Below are 25,521 nucleotides of genomic sequence, written 5' to 3'. Positions count from 1 at the left end.
CTATGAAATTTATCATTGAACGTGAGCATCTGCTAAAACCGCTGCAACAGGTCAGTAGCCCGCTGGGTGGACGCCCTACGTTGCCTATTCTGGGTAACTTGTTGCTGCAAGTGACGGAAGGTTCTTTGCGCCTGACCGGTACCGATCTGGAGATGGAGATGGTGGCCTGTGTTGCCCTATCCCAGCCCCATGAACAGGGTGCTACCACAGTGCCTGCCCGGAAGTTTTTTGATATCTGGCGTGGTTTGCCGGAAGGGGCCGAAATTACCGTCGCATTAGATGGCGATCGTCTGCTGGTGCGCTCTGGTCGTAGCCGCTTCTCGCTATCCACCTTACCGGCGGTAGATTTCCCTAATCTGGATGACTGGCAGAGTGAAGTTGAATTCACTTTACCGCAAGCCACCTTGAAGCGCCTGATTGAGTCCACTCAGTTCTCGATGGCCCATCAGGATGTGCGCTATTACTTGAATGGCATGCTGTTTGAGACCGAAGGCGAAGAGTTGCGCACCGTCGCGACCGATGGTCACCGTTTGGCGGTATGCTCAATGCCGATTGGCCAAACGCTGCCGTCACATTCGGTGATCGTGCCACGTAAAGGCGTGATGGAGTTGGTGAGGTTACTGGATGGTGGTGATACACCACTGCGTCTGCAAATTGGCAGTAACAACATCCGCGCTCATGTCGGTGATTTTATTTTCACCTCTAAGCTGGTCGATGGCCGTTTCCCTGATTATCGCCGCGTATTGCCGAAAAATCCGGACAAAACGTTGGAAGCGAGCTGTGATTTGCTGAAACAAGCTTTTGCTCGAGCGGCTATCTTATCTAATGAGAAGTTTCGTGGCGTTCGGCTCTATGTTAGCCAAAATCAGCTCAAGATCACGGCCAATAACCCTGAGCAGGAAGAAGCAGAAGAGATCCTCGATGTCAGCTACGACGGGACGGAAATGGAGATCGGTTTCAACGTCAGCTATGTGCTTGATGTGCTTAACGCACTGAAGTGTGAAGATGTGCGCCTGTTACTGACTGATTCAGTTTCGAGTGTGCAGATCGAAGATGGTGCCAGTCAGGCCGCGGCCTACGTGGTCATGCCAATGCGGTTGTAATATTTATCGGGCTATCTTACTTGCCCCTTTGCGATTGGGCAGTGCTCGCCATCCTCACGTACAATAAGTACGCTCCGGTGGCTGTGCGCTGGCCGCACGTAAATGGCCTGCGACGATAACGCCCTTGATAGTTCGATTACTTCGATAATGAAGAAATTTGCAGCATGGCTTTGACGCGTTTACTGATTAAAGATTTTCGCAATATCGAATCGGCAGACTTGGCGCTGGCGTCGGGTTTTAATTTTTTAGTCGGCCCCAACGGCAGTGGCAAAACCAGTGTGTTGGAGGCGATTTATACCTTGGGTCATGGCCGCGCTTTTCGCAGTTTGCAGGCCGGGCGAGTGATTCGCCACGACTGTGCCGAGTTTGTGCTGCATGGTCGGGTTGATGTGAATGAACGGGAGTCATCTGTCGGCCTGAGTAAAAGCCGACAGGGTGATAGCAAAGTGCGCATCGATGGCACTGACGGTCATAAAGTGGCTGAATTGGCACAAATGCTGCCGATGCAGTTGATTACCCCCGAGGGTTTTACGCTATTGAATGGCGGGCCAAAATTCCGGCGCGCTTTTTTAGACTGGGGTTGCTTTCATAACGAACCCGGTTTTTTTACGGCCTGGAGCAATCTGAAAAGGTTACTTAAGCAGCGTAATGCCGCGCTGCGCCAGGTTAGTCGCTATGCGCAAATTCGGCCATGGGATCAAGAGATAGTCCCGCTGGCCGAGCGTATTAGCGAGTGGCGGGCGGCATACAGTGACGCAATTGCGGCAGATATTTCAGCCACATGCGCCCTGTTCCTGCCAGAGTTCGCCCTGAGTTTCTCTTTCCAGCGCGGCTGGGATAAGGAGAGCGACTACGGTGAGTTGCTGGAACGCCAGTTTGAGCGTGACCGCGCGCTAACCTATACCGCCATCGGGCCGCATAAAGCGGATTTCCGCATTCGGGCTGATGGTACGCCGGTAGAAGATCTGCTATCGCGCGGTCAGCTAAAACTGCTGATGTGCGCACTGCGGTTAGCGCAGGGTGAGTTTCTCACCCGACAGAGCGGGCGGCGTTGCCTGTATCTGCTTGACGATTTTGCTTCCGAATTAGACACCGGCCGTCGTCGTTTATTGGCCGAGCGTTTGAAAGCGACCCAGGCCCAGGTTTTTGTCAGCGCAGTGAGCGCTGAGCAAGTGGCCGACATGGTAGGCGAAAAGGGCAAGATGTTCCGCGTGGAACATGGCAAAATAGAGGTTCAACCACAGGATTAAAAATGAGCGAGAAACGTTGATGTCGAATACTTATGACTCCTCAAGTATCAAGGTATTAAAAGGGCTGGATGCGGTTCGTAAGCGCCCGGGCATGTATATCGGTGATACTGATGACGGTACCGGTCTGCACCACATGGTATTCGAGGTTGTGGACAACGCTATCGACGAAGCCCTCGCTGGCCACTGTAAAGAAATTATCGTCACCATCCATTCTGACAACTCGGTTTCTGTACAGGATGATGGCCGTGGTATCCCAACCGGCTTACATGAAGAGGAAGGGGTATCGGCAGCTGAGGTCATCATGACCGTGCTACATGCGGGCGGTAAGTTTGATGATAACTCTTACAAAGTTTCCGGCGGTTTGCATGGCGTGGGTGTGTCAGTTGTTAACGCCCTATCTGAGAAACTGGAGCTGGTCATTCGCCGTGAAGGTAAAGTTCACGAGCAGACTTACAAAATGGGTGTGCCGCAAGCACCTCTGAAAGTGGTGGGTGAAACTGATCTAACCGGGACTACCGTGCGTTTTTGGCCGAGTTTCGAGACCTTCACCAATAACACCGAATTCCAGTATGAAATTTTAGCTAAACGTCTGCGTGAGCTGTCATTCCTGAACTCAGGTGTTTCAATCAAGCTGAAAGACAAGCGCAACGACAGAGAAGACCACTTCCACTACGAAGGCGGTATCAAGGCGTTTGTTGAGTATCTGAGCAAGAACAAAAACCCGATCCACCCGAAAGTATTCTACTTCTCTACCGTGAAAGATGACATCGGTGTGGAAGTGGCACTGCAGTGGAATGATGGTTTCCAGGAAAATATTTACTGCTTTACCAACAACATTCCACAGCGTGATGGTGGTACTCATCTGGTTGGTTTCCGTACGGCGATGACCCGCACGCTGAACAGCTACATGGATAAAGAGGGTTACAGCAAAAAAGCGAAAATCAGTGCCACCGGTGATGACGCCCGTGAAGGTCTGATTGCCGTGGTTTCGGTGAAAGTGCCAGATCCTAAGTTCTCCTCACAGACCAAAGATAAGTTGGTCTCTTCTGAGGTGAAAACGGCGGTTGAAACACTGATGAACGAGAAACTGGTTGAGTATTTGCTGGAAAACCCAACTGACGCCAAAATCGTGGTCGGTAAAATCATTGATGCAGCCCGCGCCCGTGAAGCCGCGCGTAAAGCCCGTGAAATGACCCGCCGTAAAGGCGCGCTGGATTTAGCTGGTCTGCCAGGCAAACTGGCCGACTGCCAGGAGCGTGACCCGGCGTTGTCCGAACTCTACTTAGTGGAAGGGGACTCTGCGGGCGGTTCTGCTAAACAGGGCCGTAACCGTAAAAATCAGGCTATTTTGCCGCTGAAAGGTAAAATTCTGAACGTTGAGAAAGCGCGTTTTGACAAAATGCTCTCTTCGCAAGAAGTGGCAACGCTGATCACCGCGCTGGGTTGTGGCATTGGTCGGGATGAATATAACCCGGACAAATTGCGCTATCACAATATCATTATCATGACCGATGCCGACGTCGATGGTTCTCACATCCGCACGTTATTGTTGACCTTCTTCTACCGTCAGATGCCGGAAATTATTGAGCGTGGACATGTATTTATCGCTCAACCGCCACTGTACAAAGTGAAGAAAGGCAAGCAAGAGCAGTACATCAAAGATGATGATGCGATGGAGCAGTACCAGATGTCGCTGGCACTGGATGGCGCAGCATTGCACATCAATGCCCATGCACCGGCACTGGCTGGTGAGCCATTAGAAAAATTGGTTGCTGAGCACTACAGTGTTCAGAAAACTATCGCCCGCATGGAACGCCGCTTCCCGCGTGCTCTGCTGAATAACCTGATTTATCAGCCAACTCTACTAGAAGAAGATTTGAGCAATAAAGAGGTTGTGACGCAGTGGATTGATTCGCTGGTGGTGTTGCTGAATGAGAAAGAGCAGCACGGCAGCAGCTACAGTTCAGTGGTGCGCGAAAACCGTGAGCGTCAGTTGTTCGAGCCAATTTTACGTATCCGCACCCATGGTGTGGATACTGACTATGAGCTGGACTTTGATTTCATCCACGGTGGTGAATATCGCAAAATCTGTCTGTTGGGCGATAAGCTGCGTGGCTTAATCGAAGAAGACGCTTTTGTTGAGCGTGGCGAGCGCCGTGTGCCGGTTTCAAGCTTCGAAGACGCACTGGATTGGTTAGTGAAAGAGTCCCGTCGTGGCCTGGCAATCCAGCGCTATAAAGGCTTGGGTGAAATGAACCCAGAACAGCTGTGGGAAACCACGATGGACCCAACCAGCCGTCGTATGCTGCGAGTTATGGTGAAAGATGCCATAGCAGCTGATCAGCTATTCACCACTCTGATGGGTGACGCGGTTGAACCTCGCCGTGCCTTTATCGAAGAGAATGCGCTGCGCGCAGCCAATATCGATATCTAATCTGCGGGTAAGATAAACGATAAAAGATCCAGAGCAGGATACTGTCTCTGGATCTTTTTTTGCCTAAATACCGCCCTTATCGTCGCAACAATCGTGTGGCGCACAGACTCACTAGCATTTGAGCGCTGAATCGCGTTAGCATGAGGTATTAGTTAAATAAATCTGAGGACCTTATGGCTATTGAATTGATCGCTATCGATATGGACGGCACCTTACTGAATCCACAGCATGAAATCACACCACGAGTAAAGCAGGCCATTGATGCCGCTCGAGCCAAAGGTGTTTGCGTGGTATTGGCCACGGGCCGGCCCTATATCGGGGTCCAGCGCTATTTACGCGAATTGAATATGGAAAACAGTGGCGATTATTGCATCAGTAATAATGGTGCATTGGTCCAAAAAGCTGCCACCGGTGAATGTATTTTGCAGGAAACCCTCAGTTTCGAAGATTATCTCTATTTTGAAGCCTTATCGCGCAAAATGGGTGTCAGTTTCCAGGCTTTTGATTTTGATACCTTATATACCGCCAACAAAGACATCAGCAAATACACCCTGCATGAAGTGTTATTGACGGGTATCCCATTGAAATATCGTGCCGTAGAGGAGATGGACCCAACATTACGCTTCCCAAAAGTGATGATGATCGATGAGCCAGAGGCCCTTGACCGCGCATTAGCAATGATGCCCGCTGAGGCTTTCGAGCGTTTCACCATCATGAAGAGTGCCCCTTTCTACCTGGAAATTTTGAGTAAGCGAGTTGATAAGGGGACGGGGGTGAAAATGCTGGCTGACCATTTAGGCATTGCACAGGAAAATGTGATGGCGCTGGGTGATCAGGGTAATGATATCGCAATGGTTAATTACGCTGGCGTGGGTGTGGCGATGGGGAATGCTATTCCTGAACTAAAAGAGATTGCGCAGTTTATTACTACGACGAATAGTGAAGATGGTGTGGCGGTGGCAATTGAGAAATATGTCGTTTAATTGAGTAACCTGTTCGGTTGACATGAGATTGGTGCTCACCTAACCTCCGATGCCTCAGCCGCTAAAGGGGTTACAAGCGCGTAACCCCCTTGGAACCCCTGCGCTAGCGCACGTGCTCGATTGAGATATCAGAGACAAAGTGAGCGCTGATCTCATATCAACCAGCGCCGTTCATCAGTTCAATTCAAACTAAATCAAACACCAATCCAAACTAAATCAAACCAAAATCATCACTGAATAACACTCATCACACTCTTTTGTGCCGCCATCATCGCCGGGTACTTGGCGACTAAATTAGCCATCATGGTGTTATACAAAGCCGCTTGCTGTGGCGTCTGGAACTGAACGCCGCCATTATTAAAGCTGACCTGTGTACCCTGCTGTTGCAGGAAATCCCCTACCTGGGCCAAATCTTGCACAAAAGCAGATACCACGGGAATAGCTGGGATCAACACATTGGTGGGCTGAGTCACAATATTATCAAAAGCTTTGTTGAATACCGCTTTCAAATCATCAGGCTGTTTCAAGGCAGCTACAGCGCTATCGGCCTGAGTTTTGGCAGTGCGAATCTGCTGCACCAACAGGTTCAAAGCTCCCGCTGACTGCTGTAATGCATCACGCTTATTGAGATAATCTTGCGCCACACGAATTTCATTGATCTGTGCAATAGCAGGCGTCAGGCTAGCATCCACAGATTTCGTCAGTTGCTGCGAAAAAGTGACTAAAATCGCGTAATCGCTGACATAAGGGCCAAACTTCTGCTTTTGATCTTCACTCAGTGTTGGCAGCTTCATCCCGCTACGCATTACGGTGTTTTGCAGATAATCAATAAAAGCCTTACGTTGTTCTGGCTCTTTATCACCGCAAGCAGTGAGTTGGAACACTACCAGTAACGCCAGGAATGGCGCAAACCAACGCGAATAACGGGTCGTATTCAATGCAAAAGTCATGTGAAACTACTCCTGTAATAGGGACTTATCTTCACAACATCCCACTCTTATCACCCAATGACAGTGTTAAGAATAGCTAAGGGGAGCGATAAACGCTCCCCTATGACGAGCCAAATACCAGACTTACTGTAACAGCGAAATATCAGCAACCTGCAAGAATAGCTCGCGTAATTTACTCAGTAATGTCAGTCGGTTAATGCGAACCGCATCATCTTCCGCCATTACCATCACGCTGTCGAAGAACTCATCAATGGTTTCTCGTAGCGCAGCCAGTTCCACCAATGCCTCTTTATACTGACCGGCAGCAAAAATAGGTTCCAGCTTATCGCGCAAGACCACCAAGTGAGTCGCCAGTTTCAGCTCTGCCGGGTCTTTTAGCACCGAAGCACGCACGTGGTCATTCAGGGTATCAGTCGATTTTGCCAGAATATTCGATACACGCTTATTCGCGGCAGCCAGTGCAGCGGCTGCATCGAGTGTGCGGAAATAGGTTACCGCTTTCACCCGGGCATCAAAATCAGCAGGTCTGGTTGGACGACGCGCCAATACCGCCTGAATGGTATCGACGCTATGACCTTCATCCTGATACCAGGCACGGAAGCGGCCCAGCATGAACTCAATCACTTCATCAACCACTTTGGCGTTGGTCAGCTTGCTGCCGTACAGGCGCACGGCCTCTTCGGTCAGGGTTTGCAGATCCAGCGGCAAGTTCTTTTCGACGATAATACGCAGCACACCCAATGCCGCACGGCGCAGTGCAAACGGGTCTTTATCGCCTTTCGGATGTTGACCGATACCAAAGATACCCGCCAGCGTGTCCATTTTATCGGCAATCGCCAGCGCACAGGCAATGGGATTAGACGGCAAGTCATCGCCCGCAAAACGTGGCTGATATTGCTCATTCAGTGCAACCGCAACATCTTCAGCTTCACCGTCGTGGCGAGCATAGTGCATCCCCATCACACCTTGAGTGTCGGTGAATTCGAAAACCATGTTGGTCATCAGGTCACACTTGGAGAGCAAACCGGCACGCGTTGCGTGGTTAACATCGGCCCCAATTTGGGCGGCAACCCAGCCTGCCAGCGCCTGAATACGATCGGTTTTATCGCGCAAAGTGCCCAGTTGCTGTTGGAACAGCACGGTTTCCAGACGCGGTAAATTATCTTCCAGACGTTTTTTGCGGTCGGTATTAAAGAAGAACTCTGCATCAGCCAGACGTGGGCGAACCACTTTCTCGTTACCAGAGATAATCTGCTGAGGATCTTTAGATTCAATATTGGTGACAAAAATGAAGTTTGGCAGCAAGTTACCGGCAGTGTCGTAAACTGGGAAATACTTCTGGTCGCCTTTCATGGTGTACACCAGCGCTTCCGCAGGGACGGCCAGGAATTTCTCTTCAAATTTGGCGGTCAGTACCACCGGCCACTCCACCAGCGACGCGACCTCTTCCAGCAAGCTTTCGCTCAGATCGGCGACGCCGCCAATCTTCTGTGCTGCCAGCTCTGCATCACGCTTGATGATAGCTTTACGCAATTCATAATCAGCGATCACTTTGCCGCGTTCCAGCAGGGCCTGCGGATACTGCTCGGCATTATCAAGGGCGAATTCCGCTTCACCCATAAAGCGATGACCACGGATAATGCGGTCTGAATCGATACCCAACACTGTGCCAGCAATTAATTCGCTGCCTAACAGCATGGTCACAGTATGGACTGGGCGAACGAATTGAGTCTCTTTATCACCCCAGCGCATTAGTTTAGGGATCGGCAACTTAGCCAGTGCGGCATTAACCATGCCCGCCAGCAGTAATTGCGCCGACTCCCCTTTGACATGCGCGCGATACAGCAGCCATTCGCCTTTGTCTGTGACCAGGCGTTCAGCTTGATCGACAGTAATCCCACAACCGCGCGCCCAACCCTCAGCCGCTTTGCTAGGTTTACCTTCAGCATCAAATGCTTGTGCAATCGCCGGGCCACGTTTTTCGACTTCGCGATCGGCCTGAGCGGCACTTAAATTTACTACTTTTAGCGCTAAACGGCGCGGTGCGGCATACCAAATCACCTCGCCATGAGGCAGATTGGCGCTATCCAGCTCGGCGGTAAAATTGGCAGCAAAAGATTCGGCCAGCGAACGAAGAGCCTTCGGCGGCAGCTCTTCCGTGCCGATTTCCACCAGGAAAGTCTGTTGAGTCATGACAGCCTCTTAGTTCTGATTCTTTTTGCACATAGGGAAGCCCAACGCCTCGCGGGAGGCATAATAAGCCTCGGCGACAGCTTTGGTCAGTGTGCGGATACGCAGGATATAGCGCTGACGCTCAGTCACTGAGATGGCTTTGCGGGCGTCCAGCAAGTTAAAGGTGTGGCCTGCTTTCAGAATGCGTTCGTAAGCTGGCAGCGGCAGCGGGGTTTCTAGCGCCAGTAGCGATTTAGCTTCTTTCTCATACTGCTCAAAGCAGGAGAACAGAAAGTCCACATCGGCATATTCGAAGTTATAGGTGGATTGCTCCACTTCATTCTGATGATAAATATCACCGTAAGTGGTTTTGCCCAGCGGGCCGTCGCACCAAATCAGATCATAGACGCTATCTACGCCCTGAATGTACATCGCCAGGCGCTCCAGACCATAGGTGATTTCACCGGTGACCGGTTTACATTCCAAACCGCCGACTTGCTGGAAGTAAGTGAACTGTGTCACTTCCATCCCATTAAGCCACACTTCCCAGCCCAGACCCCAGGCCCCCAAAGTTGGGTTCTCCCAGTTGTCTTCGACAAAGCGAATGTCGTGGATAGTCGGGTCCAGACCCAGCTCTTTCAGCGAACCTAAGTACAGCTCCTGAATGTTGTCTGGCGAAGGCTTAATGATCACCTGGAACTGGTAATAGTGTTGCAGGCGATTCGGGTTTTCACCGTAGCGACCATCGGTCGGGCGGCGTGAAGGTTGCACATAAGCGGCAGCGATTGGCTCAGGGCCAAGTGCACGCAGGCAGGTCATGGGGTGGGAAGTACCCGCGCCGACTTCCATGTCCAGTGGTTGAACAATGGTGCAGCCTTGGCGCGCCCAATAGTCCTGTAACGTCAGGATCAGGCCCTGAAAGGTCTTGGTATCAAACTTTTGCATGTTGGATTCGCACGCGATACAAGTGGATTAAAATAGAATAAGGCAGTATACCCGTTGACTGGAAGATATACAGCCAGAATCCAGTAACACATGCGAATTGATGTGAAAAATAACCTCAACTATTCAGCCACTCCGCTACCAGGTAATGGGGGGCGGGGCTAAAAAATAGTGCTGATTCTCCTTTATCGTTACTACATTTTTTATTTTTCTCTCTTTCCATTCGGGGTTGGGATCACAATAAGAGGTGCCGGGTTCCAGCGTGCAGTCATCATCTCTGATGTCACTTATGTGAGGGGGAAAAGAGGGTGTCGAGGCAAATACCGGGCCAATACCGATTACGGAAATAAGCGGGGCAACTAATACCAGTCGTCTTATAAAATAGCTATTCATAGTAAAACCTCATTATCAGGCTAATTAATGGCAAAAAAACAATATTAAATTCTGCCTACTGATTAATTATCGTGCAGTTAACCTGATGATCAAGAATAGACTAATACAAAAAAGCGATAGGTTGCTTATCTCCGCCTGAACAGCGATTATGCCCAGCGATAGCTGACAACAAAAAAGGCAAAGAAATATGAGCTTACAACGCTGCGGTTGGGTTACAGCTGATCCGCTCTACCTCGCTTATCACGACAGTGAATGGGGAGTCCCACGCACTGAGAGTCAGGCGCTGTTCGAAATGCTGTGCCTGGAGGGCCAACAAGCGGGGTTGTCGTGGATAACTGTGCTGAAAAAACGTGAGCGCTATCGCCAGTGTTTCCACCATTTTGATCCGGCCCGTGTGGCAAAAATGGGGCCAGACGATATCGAGACACTGATGCAGGACAGCGGAATTATCCGCCATCGAGGGAAAATTCAGGCCATTATTACCAATGCCCAAGCCTATCTCGCGATGGAAGCCAACGGAGAGGATTTTTCGCATTTTATCTGGAGTTTTGTTGATGGTGAACCCAAAGTGAATCATTGGTGGTGTCTGGCCGAGTGCCCCGCCACCACACCGGCCTCCGATGCAATGTCAAAGGCACTGAAAAAACGGGGTTTTAAGTTTATCGGCTCCACTATTTGCTATGCTTTTATGCAGGCGAGCGGCCTGGTGAACGATCATCTGGCAAGCTGCTTCTGCCATCCGGATAACGCGCTGAAATGATTAGAGATTATCAATCTGGCGATCTTGATGCCCTGATGCCATTATGGCTGAGCAGCACCATTGCCGCGCATCCTTTTGTGGCCGAGCAGTATTGGCACGAGAGCAGCCCGCTGGTGCGTAATACCTATCTGCCAGCGGCAAAAACCTGGGTCTATCTGCAACAGGAGGGCGCTCCCGGCCACGGGGAACCTATTGTTGGATTTATCAGTATTCTCGAAGAACAGCTGGTGGGCGCCTTGTTTGTTGAGCAATCCTTTCATGGTAAAGGGATTGGCAAACTGCTGATGGATTACGTTCAACAACGCTATAACACACTGACACTGGAAGTTTACCAGCAGAACCGACGGGCCTGTCGCTTCTACCATAACCAAGGTTTTACGGTTATTGGGCAAGCTTATAATATTGAAACTAAAAATATGATAATGACAATGCATTGGCAGCGCCCACTCTATTAATCCCCTTTTTTATTTCCCCTATCATCTGACAAATTTTAATAATGCCAGAGGCGAATAACCACATTATTCTGTTGGTGAATATATATTCCCAATGGAGATGATAAAGATGACCAATATAAAAAACAAAAGAATTTTGTTGTTTACATTAATCTATCAACTATTTATTGGAATAGCTTTTGCCACAGAGAATAAAACCAAAAGCACAATATATGGCATCGATAACACGTCAAAAGAGAACACACAGAACTGTTTGTATTATAAATATAACACTCAAGACAATATACCCTGCCAGAACACATCTAATATTATAGATGAAACATGGGTTCCTATTGGTAAAGATAGTAAATCGGGTGTAAAAACAATTGATTGCGATACGGACTGTCATATAAGTAATACCATGACCTTGCCGCTATCTGCTATTTTTCCTCAGGAGAGTTCAGATACACAAAATCAAGAAAGATCACTATTACTTAGCTTTGAAGTAACCAATAATACCTTTGATATCACTTTTGATAATTTCATGGATATTACTGTTGATGATGGCATGGTATTAATTATGTCACCGGATTCACAGAGGATTGATTTCCTATTACATCAAGCGACAACCCATATTTCATTTCTGTTCTCTTGGCTTAAAAATGAATTATCTCTCAGTTTTTTGGAGACCGCACAAGGCAAATTACTCCACTTATCGCCGATAATATCAATGCCCCTTGGTTCTCTTATCAATCAAGATCCCATTGATTTAACTATTTTCAATAGTAATTTCCGGCAACCACTGGTTTTACAAAAAGTGATGATGGCGGTACACGACGAGCCACATCGAGCCAAACGCGGCGTGGCAGGGATCGCGGGATGTTTTATCTCTGGCCCACTGGCGCTCTACAATGTCGTGACCCAAGGGCGTTGTAATCAGGTTGAGTCGGCGTGGCAACATATTAAGAAGTTTTTTGCCGGCGAGGATGCATCCAACAGAGTGGTGGCCGGCACGAGTGAGCCGTTAAAACCTAAACCTGTCGTGGTGACCACCGCACTGAAAAAAGCCCCCCCGAGTCTCACATTATCTCAGTTAAATACCGGGCTACATGGTCAGTCGCTGACTCTCCCCGCCGTGTCTCATTATTGCGAGAAACCATTAGAATATGTTATCGGAGCCCGTTTTCCCCGCCAAATCAGATACTCCTGTGCCACCTGGCTGTCATCAGTATTAGCCGATTTTACCCTACTGTTTGGCAACAGTTTACGCACCTGGTCAACGGAGTACCTGATTCAGACACTGAATGGAATTTTGGACAGAAGTGCCATCGACAGTGATCACGATGCAATAGATGCCTTTATTCGTGAGCCGACGGCGGGTAATCGTTTGATCCAAACTATTAACGATGTCGCCGAGGAACAGGGCCGATCCGTGTTAATTGATAGCATCACACAATCCTTTGCCCTCTCTGAGCAAAATTATATGCAATATGCCATCATCAATAGCCCGCCGGAGGCCAGCAACGCAAAGCCTTATGCCCACTGTCATAGTGAAAGTGACTATGACTATGACTATGACAGTGATAACTTTAATGACGGTAGCAGTAGCAGTAGCAGTAGCAGTGATAGCGATATCGTCTCACCACTGCAAGCTCAGCAATATCCGCTGGGAACATATCAGATGCCTATCTCCTCTTATGTTTACCAAGATGTATTACCCCGCATACTGCATAATGGCGAGTGGCAGGTAGCATCAGAAAGATTTGATATTGAGGTCATTCAGGGCAGTCGCGAGCAGACCCGTCACAGCCTATATGAACTACTCGAAACGATCGCGACATGGGAAAACACATATCAAGAACACCGTGTGAGTTGCGATCGCCACGGCATATTCCCCAGCGACATGGCGACCAATCGCTATGCGGGCCAGGTCACCAGCCAGATAATAAAGAGTTACAGCCAAAAACCTCGTCCTGGTCAGACTATTATCGTGGTGAGATTTAATCATCAGATTGTTAGTGCCAGTGTCGCGGACAGCTACTCTAATGGTGACAGCCCGCCGATGAAACACGGCACAATCAGGGCAACATTAACCAACCCCGCTTACGTCTTAACACCTCAAGTGGAAGGTGCCATCAGAGGCGCGGGATCAGCCGCACTGCACGCCATGATCCAGCGGCTAAAAGCCGACGGTGTCTCTATGGTTGAAGCCGAAGTGATCTCGACGCCCTCGGCGATGATTAAAAAACGTATCGGTTTTGTTTTCATTCCTGACGAATTGGAGAATTACCGCTTCTCCCCCTCATTTCCTTCCCCGACTGGGGCTGGGCTTTAGGTTTTCACCCTATTCGAACACTGTCCCCCTATTAGGCGACCTATAGGGGGAATCATAAAACACCACTAATCAGTAACCTTTCTGTGCCTATTTTGTTGATAAACCCGCCAAATGAACCTTTCGGCTGACACTATGAGAGTTTTCTCACTAGTATTCCCCCATTTTTTGTCGGATAACGATGGTATATAAACATCGGCCAATAAAGTGACGGCTGGTTAATGACTTTTAGTCCGCTATTGGGCGATATTGCTAGGTTTTCGCCGAAATAGAGCACCATTTAAGGAAAATTTGATGAAAAACCACATATTGGTCAGAGTCGCTGTCGTCTCTGTTGCGCTGACCCTCTCCGCCTGTACCACCAATCCCTATACCGGCGAATCACAAGCAGGGAAATCTGGTTATGGCGCAGGGATCGGGGCCGCTTTAGGGGCGGGGATCGGCATGTTGTCATCATCGAAACATGACCGTGGCAAAGGCGCATTAATTGGTGCCGCAGCCGGGGCTGCGCTAGGTGGCGGTGCGGGCTACTACATGGATGTGCAGGAAGCTAAGTTGCGCGAAAAAATGAACGGCACGGGCGTTAGTGTCACCCGTCAGGGCGACAATATCGTATTAAACATGCCCAATAATGTCACTTTTGATACTGACAGCAGCAACCTAAAACCGGCGGGAGCCAATACCCTGACTGGGGTCGCTATGGTATTGAAAGAGTATGATAAAACCGCCGTCAATGTGACAGGTTTTACCGATAGCAGCGGTGCCAGAGCCCATAATATGACACTTTCACAGCAGCGGGCGGATAGTGTGGGCAGCGCCCTGATTATGCAGGGCGTGGCTGCCAACCGTGTCCGCACTAGCGGCGCAGGCCCGGATAATCCGGTTGCCAGTAACAGCACTGCCGCCGGTAAAGCACAAAACCGCCGGGTAGAGATAACCTTAAGCCCGCTATAATCCCAACCTGCTGATGCGGATAAACACTCAGGTTTATCCGCACCTTGCTGACGGTAGCCACTTCCCGGTCATCATAACTCTTCTGGTTTAATGCGATAAGTGCAGCGGCGGGCGCCGGATAATATGTGCTCAACGCGTTCGACGGGTACTCCCAAAGCTTGCTGGAATACCGCCAGTTCGGCGCGACAAAACCCCTGACAATGGGTGGCTGCCGCACAGATGGGGCAGTGATTTTCGATCAACAGCAATGCGCCATCCGCCTCTACCTGCATCTCTGCCATATAACCTTCGTGCGTGCGAATTGCCACCAGCCGCTCAACACGTTCGGTCACATTGGCCGCCCCCGCCATCGCTTGACAATATTGATTGCAGGTCTCCTGCTCACGGCTATCAATCAGCAGCTCAAGGGCGCTGTCACCCAATTGGCTGCGGATCAAACGCAACAATTGCACGGTCAGTTCACCGTGGCCATCAGGGAAGTGCGCGTTACCAGCCTCGGTTAACTGCCATAGCTGAATCGGGCGGCCCACCCCCTGCGCTTTTGCCTCGGCGACCACCAGCCCCTCTTTGGCCAGTTTGACGAATTGCTGCCGGGCCGCTTCACCGGTCGTTCCCAGTAGCCTCCCGGCATCACTCGCTTGTAGCGGGCCACGGGTCTTGAGCAGCATCAGCAAGCGCCTGGCGACAGAGTGTGGCGGGCTGGTTGTATGGTTGATATTCATATCTTCCCCACTATCATGGCGATTTTTTTAATTTTTGATCAATCATTTCCAGCATAACATTTCCCAAGCCAATGCTTGACTTATTATCACTGACTGGCCTACCGTATTCCAAGAATTTTCTTGTTTAACTTTATCGTAACAATATAATCAACTCAACAACCAGACTTCTGGCAGGATGGAAACGTGATAATAAATGATGCAAGCCGTTGGAGTGACCTGTTCTCCGGTAAAAATGCGGCCTTTGCCATCGCTCTGTCGGGGGGCGTTGTATTACATGCGATCAATATTTATATCGCCACCACCATTTTGCCCTCGGTGGTGCTGGAGATTAACGGCCTGAGCCTGTACGCCTGGAATACCACCCTATTCGTCACCGCCTCCATCCTCGGCTCGGCGCTCTCTGCCCGGCTACTCAGTGGTTACGGGCCACGTAGCGCCTACCTGTTCGCCTCGCTGGTCTTTATGTTGGGCAGCGCCTTATGCGCCATGGCCCCCAACATGCCGATGATGCTGGTGGGTCGAACTGTGCAAGGTTTGGGCGGCGGCTTCCTGTTTGCGCTCTCTTACGCCATGATTAATCTGGTCTTTCAGCAATCACTATGGCCGCGGGCCATGGCACTGATTTCGGGTATGTGGGGGGTTGCAACTCTGATTGGCCCTGCTATCGGCGGCATTTTTGCTGAAATGGATGCCTGGCGCTTTGCATTCTGGACGTTGTTACCGGTAACCCTGATTTATGCCATTTTTACCTGGCGTATCCTGCCGGCGGGCAGATCCAGCAGCGACGCCTCGGCACTCCCTGTCACGCAATTAGTGCTATTAACCGCCATTGTCCTGACTATCTCGGCCAGCAGCATCGCCAGTAGTGGCCTGATCAACATGGCGGGAATGGCGCTGGCGGTGGTGCTGTTACTGCTGTTATTCCGCATAGAGTCCCGCGCCACCACACGTCTGCTACCAAAAGGGGCACTGCGCCTTAGCTCACCGCTGGCGGCACTCTATATCACCATCTCTCTGCTGGCAGTCGGCATTACCTGCGAGATCTTCGTTCCCTACTTCCTGCAAACACTACACGGCCAGTCACCACTGATTTCCGGCTATATTGCCGCCACCATGGCGGCGGGCTGGACAATCTCTGAGGTGATGAGCGCCGGCTGGAAAAAATCAGGTATTCGTTGGGCGATTATCAGCGGCCCCATCATTGTTCTGGCGGGGATTGTGGCGCTGGCTATCCTGATGCCAGCCGCCTCACTCGGTAGCTGGCAACAGATGGCACCTATCGCCATCGCGCTAACACTGGTGGGTTTTGGTATCGGTTTTGGTTGGCCGCATCTGCTGACCCGCATTCTGCAAGTGGCGGCTGATGAGGATAAAGACATTGCCGGGGCGTCGATTACCACGGTACAGATGTTTGCGACCGCCGTCGGTGCCGCGATGGCCGGGATGGTCGCCAATCTCTCTGGCCTGAATTTCCCCGGTGGCGTTGCCGGGGCTGAGAACACCGCCCACTGGCTGTTTACCCTGTTTGCCATTGCCCCCGCACTGGCGATCATTACCGCGCTACGTTGTGCCGCGATTGGTGCGCACAGCCTCACGGCGAAGAGTATCGCCAGCAGTGAAGCGTGATTTTTTAATGAGTCGTAACATGATGAGCGAGATTACTGCTTGATCTCGCTGTCGTGTTCACTGTTATGCTGGCTTCAGATCTCACTTGCCCAAATGAATTGGAGTTTGCGATGAAGCCTGCCATTGTGCTGTACAAAAGCCTTCCCACCGATCTGCATCAACGATTAGCGCAACATTTTACCGTTAACAGTTTTGCTGGTTTAACGCCGGAGAATCAACCTGAGTTATTATCGGCGCTGCAACAGGCTGAAGGGCTGATCGGTTCCGGCGGCAAGATAGATCACGCCTTTTTGCAATTAGCGCCGCGTCTGCGGGCCGCTTCAACCATTTCTGTCGGTTATGATAATTTTGATGTGGATGCGCTAAACCAGCGTGGTGTGGCGCTGATGCACACCCCCACGGTGCTGACCGAAACCGTGGCCGACACCATGATGGCGCTGCTGCTCTCTTCGGCACGAAGAGTGGTAGAGTTGGCCGAGCGAGTCAAAGCGGGTGAGTGGCAAGAGAGCATCGGTGATGAGTGGTATGGTGTGGATGTTCACCATAAAACCATCGGCATTCTCGGTATGGGGCGCATTGGCATGGCGCTGGCTCAGCGGGCGCATTTTGGTTTTAGTATGCCGGTGCTGTACACCAGCCGCCGTCCCCACGAAGAGGCCGAAACACGCTTTGGCGCGCGCCGCTGCTCACTGGATACTTTGCTGGCGGAGGTTGATTTCCTCTGTATTACCCTGCCTATGACCGAGCAGACTTACCATATGATTGGCCGCAGCCAACTGGCAAAAATGAAGTCCAGCGCCATCTTAATTAATGCCGGCCGTGGGCCAGTGGTGGATGAGCAGGCGCTGATTGCCGCCCTGCAAGATGGCACTATTCATGCCGCAGGGCTGGATGTGTTTGAGCAAGAGCCGCTGCCGATGGACTCGCCACTCCTCAAATTACCTAATGTGGTTGCCGTGCCACACATTGGTTCTGCCACCCATGAAACCCGTTACAACATGGCCGCCTGCGCCGTGGATAACCTGATTGCCGCACTGACCGGCAGCGTCAAAGAGAACTGCGTCAACCCGCAAGTTTTGCCGCAATCATAAACTGAACCACTGGCCTGCTTGCAGGCCAAAATCTCTCCTCCACCGCTCTCCTCCCTACAAAAGCCCCGCAAGGATGAGGCTATTTCTTCACCAGACGGCACACTGATATTCATCAAACTCTATTCAGATCTAAGGAAGATGTGCCATGAAACGTCTCACTGTCCCTTTGCTACTGGTGCTCTCTCCTGCGGCGATGGCGAATTGGTCACTCCCGCACTTTCCCACCTTTACTGAGCAGGATAGCGGGATTTTTCTCAGCAGCAGCACATTGAGCAAAGGTGAATATCCGCTCAAGTTTTATCAGGATAAACAGTGCTGGCAGCCCACTGGTGCGGTGAAGTTGAATCAAACTTTTTCACTGCAACCCTGCCAGAATCAAGCAGATATCTCATGGCGACTGTTCCGCGATGGTCAGTATCAGGCGCGCATTGATACCCGCAGCGGCACACCAACCCTCACTCTTAGCCTCAAAGAGCCGGTGACAGAGGCCGTCAAGGTGGTGGTGCATAGTTGCCAGCGCTGGGATGGGCAGCCAGTGACCATTGATGTGCGCCAAACCTTTGCCGAAGGTGAAATGGTGCGAGACTTCTACTCTGGCCAAACGGCAAAAGTCTCCCTCGGTAAAATCACCTTGCAACCCGCGCCCGAGAGTGGCGGCTTACTGCTGCTGGAGTCGTCGCAAACCCAGCAAGCTGCACCATTCAGTTGGCAAAATGCCACGGTCTATTTTGCCCTGACTGATCGCTTCAAAAATGGCAACCCAACCAATGACCACAGCTATGGCCGCCACGGCGACGGAATGCAGGAGATCGGCACCTTCCACGGGGGTGATTTGGCGGGATTAACTGAAAAACTGGATTACCTACAACAGCTTGGCGTCAATGCATTGTGGATCAGTTCACCGCTGGAGCAAATTCACGGCTGGGTCGGAGGCGGCACCAAAGGTGACTTCCCACATTACGCCTACCACGGCTATTACGGGCTGGATTGGTCCCGTCTGGATGCCAACATGGGCTCCGGGCAGGAGCTGCATACGCTGGTTGAACAGGCGCATAAACGCGGTATTCGCATTCTATTTGATGTGGTGATGAATCACGTGGGTTATGCCACGCTGGCCGATATGCAGAGTTATCAATTCGGCGCACTCTATCTACAAGGCGATAAACTGGAGAAAACCTTAGGTAAAAACTGGACGGATTGGACACCTGGCAGGGGTCAAACCTGGCATAGTTTCAACGATTACATCAATTTCGGTGATAAAGCGGCATGGGATAACTGGTGGGGCCAGAAGTGGATCCGCACGGATATTGGCGATTACGACTCCCCCGGCTATGACGATCTGACCATGTCGCTGGCTTTCCTCCCGGACATCAAAACTGAATCGACCCAAGCCAGCGGCTTACCGGTGTTTTACCGCAACAAACCGGACACCGCCGCGCGGGAAATTCCTGGTGCCACCCCACGTGATTACATGACGCATTGGTTGAGCCAATGGGTTCGCGATTACGGCATTGACGGTTTTCGGGTGGATACCGCTAAACATGTGGAGAAACCCGCCTGGCTACAACTTAAGCAACAAACCACCGCCGCGCTGGCCGCCTGGAAAGCCGCTCACCCCGATCAGGCGCTGGATGACTTACCTTTCTGGATGACCGGTGAGGCATGGGGCCACGGTGTGATGAAGAGCGATTATTATCAAAATGGCTTTGATGCCATGATTAACTTTGATTTTCAGGATCAGGCAAAACAGGCGCTCACCTGCTTCTCATCCATTGATGGCACTTATCAACAGATGGCGGATAAACTGCAAGGTTTCAATGTGTTGAGTTATATCTCCTCACACGATACCCGGCTGTTTTTTAAAGACGATGCGCAGCAGTCATTGGTAAAACAGCAGCGGGCGGGTGATCTGCTGCTACTGGCACCGGGGGCGGTGCAGATTTTCTACGGCGATGAGAGTGGGCGAGAATTCGGCCCCACCGGTTCTGATCCACTACAGGGCACCCGTTCAGATATGAACTGGAATGAATTATCGGGTGCGAAAGGCGCGCTATTGGCGCACTGGCAGAAAGTCAGCCAGTTCCGCGCCCGCCATCCCGCCATTGGCGCGGGCGAACAGAAATCGCAACAAACCGCTGATTATTATGCCTTTAGCCGCCAACATCAGGGCGATAAAGTGCTGGTGGTTTGGGTCGGTGACAAAAAAGAGTAGATAAGTGCATTATCCTGCAATAACTCTTCCTGCCGATATTTTCGCTCGGTAGGAAGAAATCCTTCCGCATTGCACCCGCTTTTATCTGCGAGTATGGTACTTGTTCACTTACGGATAACAATAAATTTTCATTTATGAAGTTCTCACTTTTCGGCGACAAATTCACCCGCTACGCGGGGATCACCAGACTGATGGACGACCTCAACGACGGCCTTAGAACCCCAGGTTCTATCATGCTCGGCGGGGGTAATCCGGCGCATATCCCAGAGATGGATGCTTACTTCCAGCAACTGTGTCAGGAGATGCTGGATCGCGGGCAATTGACCGAGGCGTTGTGCAATTACGACGGGCCACAAGGCAAAGATTTGCTGTTAAAAGCATTGGCGAAAATGCTACGCGACGAGCTGGGTTGGCAGATTGAGCCACAGAATATTGCACTGACAAATGGTAGTCAGAGCGCATTTTTCTACTTATTTAATCTATTCGCAGGCCGCTATGCTGATGGTAGCCGTCGTCGGGTCTTATTCCCGCTGGCCCCTGAGTATCTCGGTTATGCCGATGCTGGTCTGGATGAGGAGCTATTTGTCTCCGCCAAACCCAATATTGAGCTGCTGCCAGAAGGGCAATTCAAATATCACGTTGACTTTGATCACCTCAATATTACCGATGATATTGGTTTGATATGTGTATCGCGCCCCACTAATCCCACCGGTAATGTGATTACTGATGAAGAGTTAATTCGCCTGGATGCTATCGCTCAGCAGCGTGATATTCCGCTATTGATTGATAATGCTTATGGCGTGCCCTTCCCCGGGATCATCTTTACCGACGCAACCCCGCTGTGGAACCCGAATATCATTTTGTGCATGAGTTTGTCGAAGCTGGGCCTACCGGGTTCACGCTGTGGCATTGTCATTGCCGATGAGAAAGTGATTTCGGCTATCACCAATATGAATGGCATCATCAGCTTGTCGCCGGGCAGCATGGGGCCAGCGATTGCCGCCGAAATGATTGAGCGTGGTGATCTATTGCGCTTATCTAACGAGGTGATTCGGCCATTCTATTTTGAGCGGGTACAGCAGACCATTGCTATTTTGCGCAAATATTTGCCGCCGGAGCGCTGCCTGATCCACAAACCCGAGGGGGCCATCTTCCTCTGGCTATGGTTTAAAGATCTGCCGATCAGCACCGAACTGCTCTATCAGCGCCTAAAAAAACGCGGTGTGCTGATGGTGCCGGGCCACTACTTCTTCCCTGGTCTGGGATATGACTGGCCACATACCCATCAATGTATGCGGATGAATTATGTCCCTGCTCCGGAAGAGATTGAAAAGGGCGTGGTGATACTGGCGGAAGAGATTGAGCGGGCGTTTCAGGAAGCAAAGTGATTTCTGAGAATATCTGAAAATAAAGAGCCAAGGGCCGCTCATTAGGCGGCCCTGAAAGTTTTTACAACCGTACTCAAAGTCATTGGCGCTACATGGTTGTCCAGAACAGCACCGCGAGTATCTGCGGCGACATGATGCGCAAGAACATCGCCAGCGGATAAACCGTAGCATAAGAGAGCGCCGCCGCACCGCTGGTCGGATGCAAGCCATTGGCAAATGCCAGCGCCGGTGGATCCGTCATTGAACCGGCTAACATGCCGCACAAGGTCAGGTAGTTCATCTTGGCTAACATGCGCGCCAGAATCCCCACGGTCAGCAGCGGTATACCGGTAATCATCGCGCCGTAACCAATCCATGCCAACCCATCACCATTGACCAGCGTATTGATAAAGTCACCGCCGGATTTCAGGCCAACCACCGACAAGAACAGCACAATCCCCAGTTCACGCAGCGCCAAATTGGCACTCGGCGGCATAAACCAATATAGCTTACCGATACTGCCGATACGCCCGAGAATCAGCGCCACCACCAGCGGGCCACCGGCCAGCCCCAAACGTAATGCCGCTGGAAATCCCGGAATAAACAACGGGATAGATCCCAGTAGCACACCCAGACCCACGCCGATAAAGACCGGTAACATCTGCACTTGTTGCAACTTCTGTTGCGCGTTCCCCACCACGGCGGAGACCGCCTCGATAGCCTCTGGGCGGCCAACCAGATTCAGGATGTCACCAAATTGCAGGCTGGCACTATTACTGGCGACCAGCTCAATACCTGCACGATTTAGCCGAGTGATCGCCACGTCATACTTCTGTTTCAAATTAAGATCACGGATCTTTTTACCTAATACCGCCTCATTGGTCACCACCACCCGGGCGGTTTGCAATACTGTCCCTGCGGTGGATAGAGTGACATCCACCTCTTCACCCACCACCAGCCGCACTTTCTCCAAGGCTTCGCGCTGCCCAACTAGATGCAGGTAATCCCCCAGCTCGATCACTGTGCCAGGCAGCGGCACCATCAGCAAATCACCGCGTTTCAGGCGGGAGCAGACCACCTCATCACTGTTGAGCAATGGCACTTCCTGCACTGACAAACCATTCAAATTGGGATTGCGTACCGCCACATTCATAGTTTGCAGCAATTCACGGTTCTGCCCATTACTGCTATCAAAATCTTTTGCTTCGCGGTCAACGTTGATTTTAAAGAATAAACGAATCAGCCACATCACCAGCAAAATGCCGCAAATGCCGAATGGATAGGCCATGGCATAGCCCATCCCCATCTGGCTAACCAATTGTGGTGGCGAACCTAAATCAGTAAGGATTTGTTGTGCCGCCCCGAGTGCTGGCGTGTTAGTGACCGCTCCCGAAAAGATACCCAAAATGATGGGTAGCGGCACCGCAAACAGCTTATGGATAATCGCCGTCACTAAGCCGCCGACCACCACCATCAGAATGGCAAAACAGTTAAGTCGCAGCCCCGAGACGCGCAGTGAAGAGAAGAACCCCGGCCCGACTTGAATACCGATAGTGTAAACAAACAGAATCAGACCAAACTCCTGAATGAAATGCAGCATGTCCCCGTTAAGAACAACTTCATATGTTTGTGCGAAATGGCCCACAATAATGCCGCCAAATAGCACTCCGCCAATACCTAACCCAACACCATAGATCTTCCAATTACCGATCCATAACCCCAATACGGCGACCAGCGCCAACATACTGACGGTAAGGGCGATAGCACTCATAAATCACTTCCTTGCCTAAGTTTAAAAACTGGCCGGCCAAGTGGATTATTACAAAATACAGACATGGCCTTAAATTCTTACAATTAGTAAGGATTCTGTCAGAAGGGAGGGCAGTTGAATGTGGGATACACCACAAAATGCACCGGAGAGCGGGGAATCTCTCCGGTGAAAAAAAAACAGCAAAAAGCTTAACGCTAAAAGGACAAAACAAGGAGAGGGTAATCGCTACCGACACCCCACGCAGAGGTGTCGGTTATTATTACTGCTGGTCAGTAGTGACCGGGCTATCTAACACTTGCTGCTCTTGTGGAGCCGCACTGCCGATAGTAATACGCTGTGGTTGCAGCGCTTCAGGCACCTGGCGCAACAGATCAATGTGCAGCAGGCCATTTTCAAACTGAGCATTATCAACATTCAGATGCTCAGCGAGCGTGAAGGTCAACGCGAACTCTTTACGCACCAAGCCCTGATGCAGGTATTCAACCTGTTTTTCAACCGGTGCCGGCTTACCGCGCACCGTCAGGCGTGGGCCTTCAACTTCGATATCCAGTTCGCTCTGTTTAAAACCGGCCAATGCCAGTGAGATGCGATAGTGGTTATCATCAGTTTTTTCAATGTTATATGGCGGGAAGCCTTGAGCATCCTGACTGCCCTGCATTGAGTTAGCCAGTTTATCAAAACCAATCCACTGACGAAGTAATGGTGACAAATCATAATTACGCATAGATATACTCCTTCTTTGAAGCGAGATAATAAGCAGCCACGAATTAATGATATAAGCAGCTCTAACGCAAAACAGCGGCGTTATATTATTTACGGCTATCAATCCGTGACCGGTTAGCCCCCGATTACGGCAGGCTGCACTCAGCTATTAAATAAATGACTTCATCTATATAAAGGCTAATTACTTAATTTCAATACGACGTGGTTTTAAATTTTCAGGTACTACTCGTTCGAGGTCGATATACAGCAACCCGTTAACCAAGTTGGCACCTTTAATCTTAACATGCTCAGCCAACTGGAATTTACGCTCGAAATTGCGCTCAGCAATACCCTGATATAAGTAGGTGCGCTGTGCAGGTTCGCCGGCATGAGAGCCACGAACAATCAATATGTTATCTTGAGTGGTGATCTCCAGCTCTTGCTCTGCAAAGCCCGCTACCGCGATCGCAATGCGGTAGTTATTGTCATCAACCAGCTCGACGTTATAAGGAGGGTAACCTCCATTACTTTGATTCTGGCCGGACTCTAATAGATTAAATAGCCGATCGAAACCAATAGCTGAACGATACAGTGGAGCAAGCTCGGAATTACGCATAAAAACTGCCTCCTAAATAGATTAGCAAGGGTGTTATCCTATTTTTAATTAAGCCCTCCATATATGGACAGGCCCATGGTCAGAATACCCTGTCGGCGTACTCTCTCTGACCTAATAATAAGATGGTAGCGGTCTGCTTCTTTTCAAGAGCAAAAAACAAAAAAATTTACGAGAAAAATCCCAATAGCGGGTTTTCACCTGACTAATATTCGATAAATCAGCTGCTATAACTTACACTTAAATGCAATCGCGCCATAAGATTGAATCTTTGACCATAGGAACTGTCTGTAAGAGAGTGTAAAAAATCACGACAAAACCTGACACTATCTAGTGTGTGATCGCCTGGCATGATGATGAGAGCTGAAAAAACAATGAGAAACACAGTTATCCCTTTTGTTACTGGCTGTTCGCTGCTGTTATCCAGCGGCTGCTCCAGCATTATGACGCACACCAGCAGCAGTCAGGGTTACTACTCCGGCACAGAAGCCAATGTGGCGATGCTCAAAGATGACAATACCGGCTGGGCGCTACGCCCCTTGCTAGCTGTAGATCTGCCCTTCTCCGCAGTCATGGATACACTGCTGCTGCCATATGACTATCTGCGCTCAGACAGCGCAGACAAAATGGCCAGCTCCCCACGTGAACGAGTCCGCCAGTCTGAAGCTGCAAGTCAGCCAACGGCACATATTGACGAAACACCAGCGCAATAA

General features: G+C 50.5%; 20 protein-coding genes. 13 read left to right on the top strand and 7 right to left on the bottom strand.

Annotated features, from left to right (window positions below; genetic code table 11):
* Positions 1-2: 2 nt before the first annotated feature.
* From dnaN to yidA, 4 genes are all read left to right on the top strand, one after another.
* Entirely contained in the window at positions 3-1,103 is a 1,101-nt protein-coding gene (dnaN, locus tag HRK25_RS05985; RefSeq protein ID WP_005271547.1) for a DNA polymerase III subunit beta, read from the top strand.
* Positions 1,104-1,267: 164 nt separating this feature from the next.
* Positions 1,268-2,353 carry a DNA replication/repair protein RecF gene (recF, locus tag HRK25_RS05980; protein ID WP_005271548.1) on the top strand — a complete coding sequence of 362 codons (1,086 nt, stop codon included), beginning with the start codon at positions 1,268-1,270 and terminating at the stop codon, positions 2,351-2,353.
* 19 nt (positions 2,354-2,372) lie between these two features.
* Entirely contained in the window at positions 2,373-4,787 is a 2,415-nt protein-coding gene (gyrB, locus tag HRK25_RS05975) for a DNA topoisomerase (ATP-hydrolyzing) subunit B (protein ID WP_005271549.1), read from the top strand.
* A 173-nt stretch (positions 4,788-4,960) separates the two neighbouring features.
* Complete coding sequence (yidA, locus tag HRK25_RS05970; protein ID WP_005271554.1) at positions 4,961-5,770, top strand: sugar-phosphatase; 810 nt, start codon at positions 4,961-4,963, stop codon at positions 5,768-5,770.
* Between the two features lie 230 nt (positions 5,771-6,000).
* On the opposite strand, the gene HRK25_RS05965 is transcribed toward yidA, so the two are convergent.
* From HRK25_RS05965 to glyQ, 3 genes are all read right to left on the bottom strand, one after another.
* Entirely contained in the window at positions 6,001-6,720 is a 720-nt protein-coding gene (locus HRK25_RS05965) for a DUF3053 domain-containing protein (protein ID WP_005271556.1), read from the bottom strand.
* A gap of 123 nt (positions 6,721-6,843) precedes the next feature.
* Complete coding sequence (gene glyS, locus HRK25_RS05960) at positions 6,844-8,913, bottom strand: glycine--tRNA ligase subunit beta (RefSeq protein WP_005271559.1); 2,070 nt, start codon at positions 8,911-8,913, stop codon at positions 6,844-6,846.
* Positions 8,914-8,922: 9 nt separating this feature from the next.
* The gene (glyQ, locus tag HRK25_RS05955; RefSeq protein WP_005271562.1) at positions 8,923-9,837 is read right to left on the bottom strand and encodes a glycine--tRNA ligase subunit alpha; all 915 of its coding nucleotides are present in this window, start codon (positions 9,835-9,837) and stop codon (positions 8,923-8,925) included.
* Between the two features lie 577 nt (positions 9,838-10,414).
* On the opposite strand from glyQ, the gene HRK25_RS05950 reads away from it, so the two are divergent.
* From HRK25_RS05950 to HRK25_RS05935, 4 genes are all read left to right on the top strand, one after another.
* Positions 10,415-10,987: a DNA-3-methyladenine glycosylase I gene (locus HRK25_RS05950; RefSeq protein WP_005271566.1), complete on the top strand. Its 573-nt coding sequence runs from the start codon at positions 10,415-10,417 to the stop codon at positions 10,985-10,987.
* On the top strand, positions 10,984-11,442 hold the full coding sequence (locus HRK25_RS05945; protein ID WP_032896709.1) for an N-acetyltransferase: 459 nt from the start codon (positions 10,984-10,986) through the stop codon (positions 11,440-11,442). The genes HRK25_RS05950 and HRK25_RS05945 overlap by 4 nt, the downstream gene beginning before the upstream one ends.
* Before the next feature lie 520 nt (positions 11,443-11,962).
* Entirely contained in the window at positions 11,963-13,753 is a 1,791-nt protein-coding gene (locus HRK25_RS05940; RefSeq protein WP_143707650.1) for a GNAT family N-acetyltransferase, read from the top strand.
* A 291-nt stretch (positions 13,754-14,044) separates the two neighbouring features.
* The gene (locus HRK25_RS05935) at positions 14,045-14,704 is read left to right on the top strand and encodes an OmpA family lipoprotein (protein ID WP_005271572.1); all 660 of its coding nucleotides are present in this window, start codon (positions 14,045-14,047) and stop codon (positions 14,702-14,704) included.
* Between the two features lie 71 nt (positions 14,705-14,775).
* Here HRK25_RS05935 and HRK25_RS05930 read toward each other — a convergent pair whose 3' ends face one another.
* On the bottom strand, positions 14,776-15,426 hold the full coding sequence (locus HRK25_RS05930) for a helix-turn-helix transcriptional regulator (RefSeq protein WP_005271575.1): 651 nt from the start codon (positions 15,424-15,426) through the stop codon (positions 14,776-14,778).
* A 189-nt stretch (positions 15,427-15,615) separates the two neighbouring features.
* Here HRK25_RS05930 and HRK25_RS05925 point away from each other — a divergent pair, with 189 nt between their 5' ends.
* From HRK25_RS05925 to HRK25_RS05910, 4 genes are all read left to right on the top strand, one after another.
* Positions 15,616-17,052, top strand: a complete 1,437-nt coding sequence (locus HRK25_RS05925; protein ID WP_032896733.1) for an MFS transporter — start codon at positions 15,616-15,618, stop codon at positions 17,050-17,052.
* A gap of 110 nt (positions 17,053-17,162) precedes the next feature.
* On the top strand, positions 17,163-18,143 hold the full coding sequence (gene ghrB, locus HRK25_RS05920; protein WP_032896711.1) for a glyoxylate/hydroxypyruvate reductase GhrB: 981 nt from the start codon (positions 17,163-17,165) through the stop codon (positions 18,141-18,143).
* Positions 18,144-18,288: 145 nt separating this feature from the next.
* Positions 18,289-20,355 carry an alpha-amylase gene (locus tag HRK25_RS05915; RefSeq protein ID WP_005271583.1) on the top strand — a complete coding sequence of 689 codons (2,067 nt, stop codon included), beginning with the start codon at positions 18,289-18,291 and terminating at the stop codon, positions 20,353-20,355.
* Between the two features lie 134 nt (positions 20,356-20,489).
* Positions 20,490-21,743, top strand: coding sequence for a valine--pyruvate transaminase (locus HRK25_RS05910; protein ID WP_005271586.1), 1,254 nt, complete (start codon positions 20,490-20,492; stop codon positions 21,741-21,743).
* An 88-nt stretch (positions 21,744-21,831) separates the two neighbouring features.
* Here the strand turns inward: HRK25_RS05910 and HRK25_RS05905 are convergent, their stop codons facing one another.
* The 3 genes from HRK25_RS05905 to ibpA form a co-directional block, all read right to left on the bottom strand.
* Positions 21,832-23,493: a putative transporter gene (locus tag HRK25_RS05905; protein ID WP_005271589.1), complete on the bottom strand. Its 1,662-nt coding sequence runs from the start codon at positions 23,491-23,493 to the stop codon at positions 21,832-21,834.
* Positions 23,494-23,752: 259 nt separating this feature from the next.
* A complete protein-coding gene (gene ibpB / locus HRK25_RS05900; RefSeq protein WP_005271590.1) occupies positions 23,753-24,217 on the bottom strand; it encodes a small heat shock chaperone IbpB in 465 nt (154 codons plus the stop codon).
* A 180-nt stretch (positions 24,218-24,397) separates the two neighbouring features.
* Complete coding sequence (gene ibpA, locus HRK25_RS05895; protein ID WP_005271591.1) at positions 24,398-24,811, bottom strand: small heat shock chaperone IbpA; 414 nt, start codon at positions 24,809-24,811, stop codon at positions 24,398-24,400.
* A 371-nt stretch (positions 24,812-25,182) separates the two neighbouring features.
* Here ibpA and HRK25_RS05890 point away from each other — a divergent pair, with 371 nt between their 5' ends.
* On the top strand, positions 25,183-25,521 hold the full coding sequence (locus HRK25_RS05890; RefSeq protein ID WP_032896735.1) for a YceK/YidQ family lipoprotein: 339 nt from the start codon (positions 25,183-25,185) through the stop codon (positions 25,519-25,521).

The sequence above is a fragment of the Yersinia bercovieri ATCC 43970 genome, from assembly GCF_013282745.1.
Lineage (GTDB): Bacteria > Pseudomonadota > Gammaproteobacteria > Enterobacterales > Enterobacteriaceae > Yersinia > Yersinia bercovieri.
This window is presented reverse-complemented; position numbering and strand designations above follow the sequence as displayed.

Bases quoted from the DNA above. Each gene is read 5' to 3' on its own strand.
- dnaN (WP_005271547.1), top strand. From the start codon at position 3: ATGAAATTTATCATTGAACGTGAGCATCTGCTAAAACCGCTGCAACAG.
- recF (WP_005271548.1), top strand. From the start codon at position 1,268: ATGGCTTTGACGCGTTTACTGATTAAAGATTTTCGCAATATCGAATCG.
- gyrB (WP_005271549.1), top strand. From the start codon at position 2,373: ATGTCGAATACTTATGACTCCTCAAGTATCAAGGTATTAAAAGGGCTG.
- yidA (WP_005271554.1), top strand. From the start codon at position 4,961: ATGGCTATTGAATTGATCGCTATCGATATGGACGGCACCTTACTGAAT.
- HRK25_RS05965 (WP_005271556.1), bottom strand. From the start codon at position 6,720: ATGACTTTTGCATTGAATACGACCCGTTATTCGCGTTGGTTTGCGCCA.
- glyS (WP_005271559.1), bottom strand. From the start codon at position 8,913: ATGACTCAACAGACTTTCCTGGTGGAAATCGGCACGGAAGAGCTGCCG.
- glyQ (WP_005271562.1), bottom strand. From the start codon at position 9,837: ATGCAAAAGTTTGATACCAAGACCTTTCAGGGCCTGATCCTGACGTTA.
- HRK25_RS05950 (WP_005271566.1), top strand. From the start codon at position 10,415: ATGAGCTTACAACGCTGCGGTTGGGTTACAGCTGATCCGCTCTACCTC.
- HRK25_RS05945 (WP_032896709.1), top strand. From the start codon at position 10,984: ATGATTAGAGATTATCAATCTGGCGATCTTGATGCCCTGATGCCATTA.
- HRK25_RS05940 (WP_143707650.1), top strand. From the start codon at position 11,963: ATGGATATTACTGTTGATGATGGCATGGTATTAATTATGTCACCGGAT.
- HRK25_RS05935 (WP_005271572.1), top strand. From the start codon at position 14,045: ATGAAAAACCACATATTGGTCAGAGTCGCTGTCGTCTCTGTTGCGCTG.
- HRK25_RS05930 (WP_005271575.1), bottom strand. From the start codon at position 15,426: ATGAATATCAACCATACAACCAGCCCGCCACACTCTGTCGCCAGGCGC.
- ghrB (WP_032896711.1), top strand. From the start codon at position 17,163: ATGAAGCCTGCCATTGTGCTGTACAAAAGCCTTCCCACCGATCTGCAT.
- HRK25_RS05915 (WP_005271583.1), top strand. From the start codon at position 18,289: ATGAAACGTCTCACTGTCCCTTTGCTACTGGTGCTCTCTCCTGCGGCG.
- HRK25_RS05910 (WP_005271586.1), top strand. From the start codon at position 20,490: ATGAAGTTCTCACTTTTCGGCGACAAATTCACCCGCTACGCGGGGATC.
- HRK25_RS05905 (WP_005271589.1), bottom strand. From the start codon at position 23,493: ATGAGTGCTATCGCCCTTACCGTCAGTATGTTGGCGCTGGTCGCCGTA.
- ibpB (WP_005271590.1), bottom strand. From the start codon at position 24,217: ATGCGTAATTATGATTTGTCACCATTACTTCGTCAGTGGATTGGTTTT.
- ibpA (WP_005271591.1), bottom strand. From the start codon at position 24,811: ATGCGTAATTCCGAGCTTGCTCCACTGTATCGTTCAGCTATTGGTTTC.
- HRK25_RS05890 (WP_032896735.1), top strand. From the start codon at position 25,183: ATGAGAAACACAGTTATCCCTTTTGTTACTGGCTGTTCGCTGCTGTTA.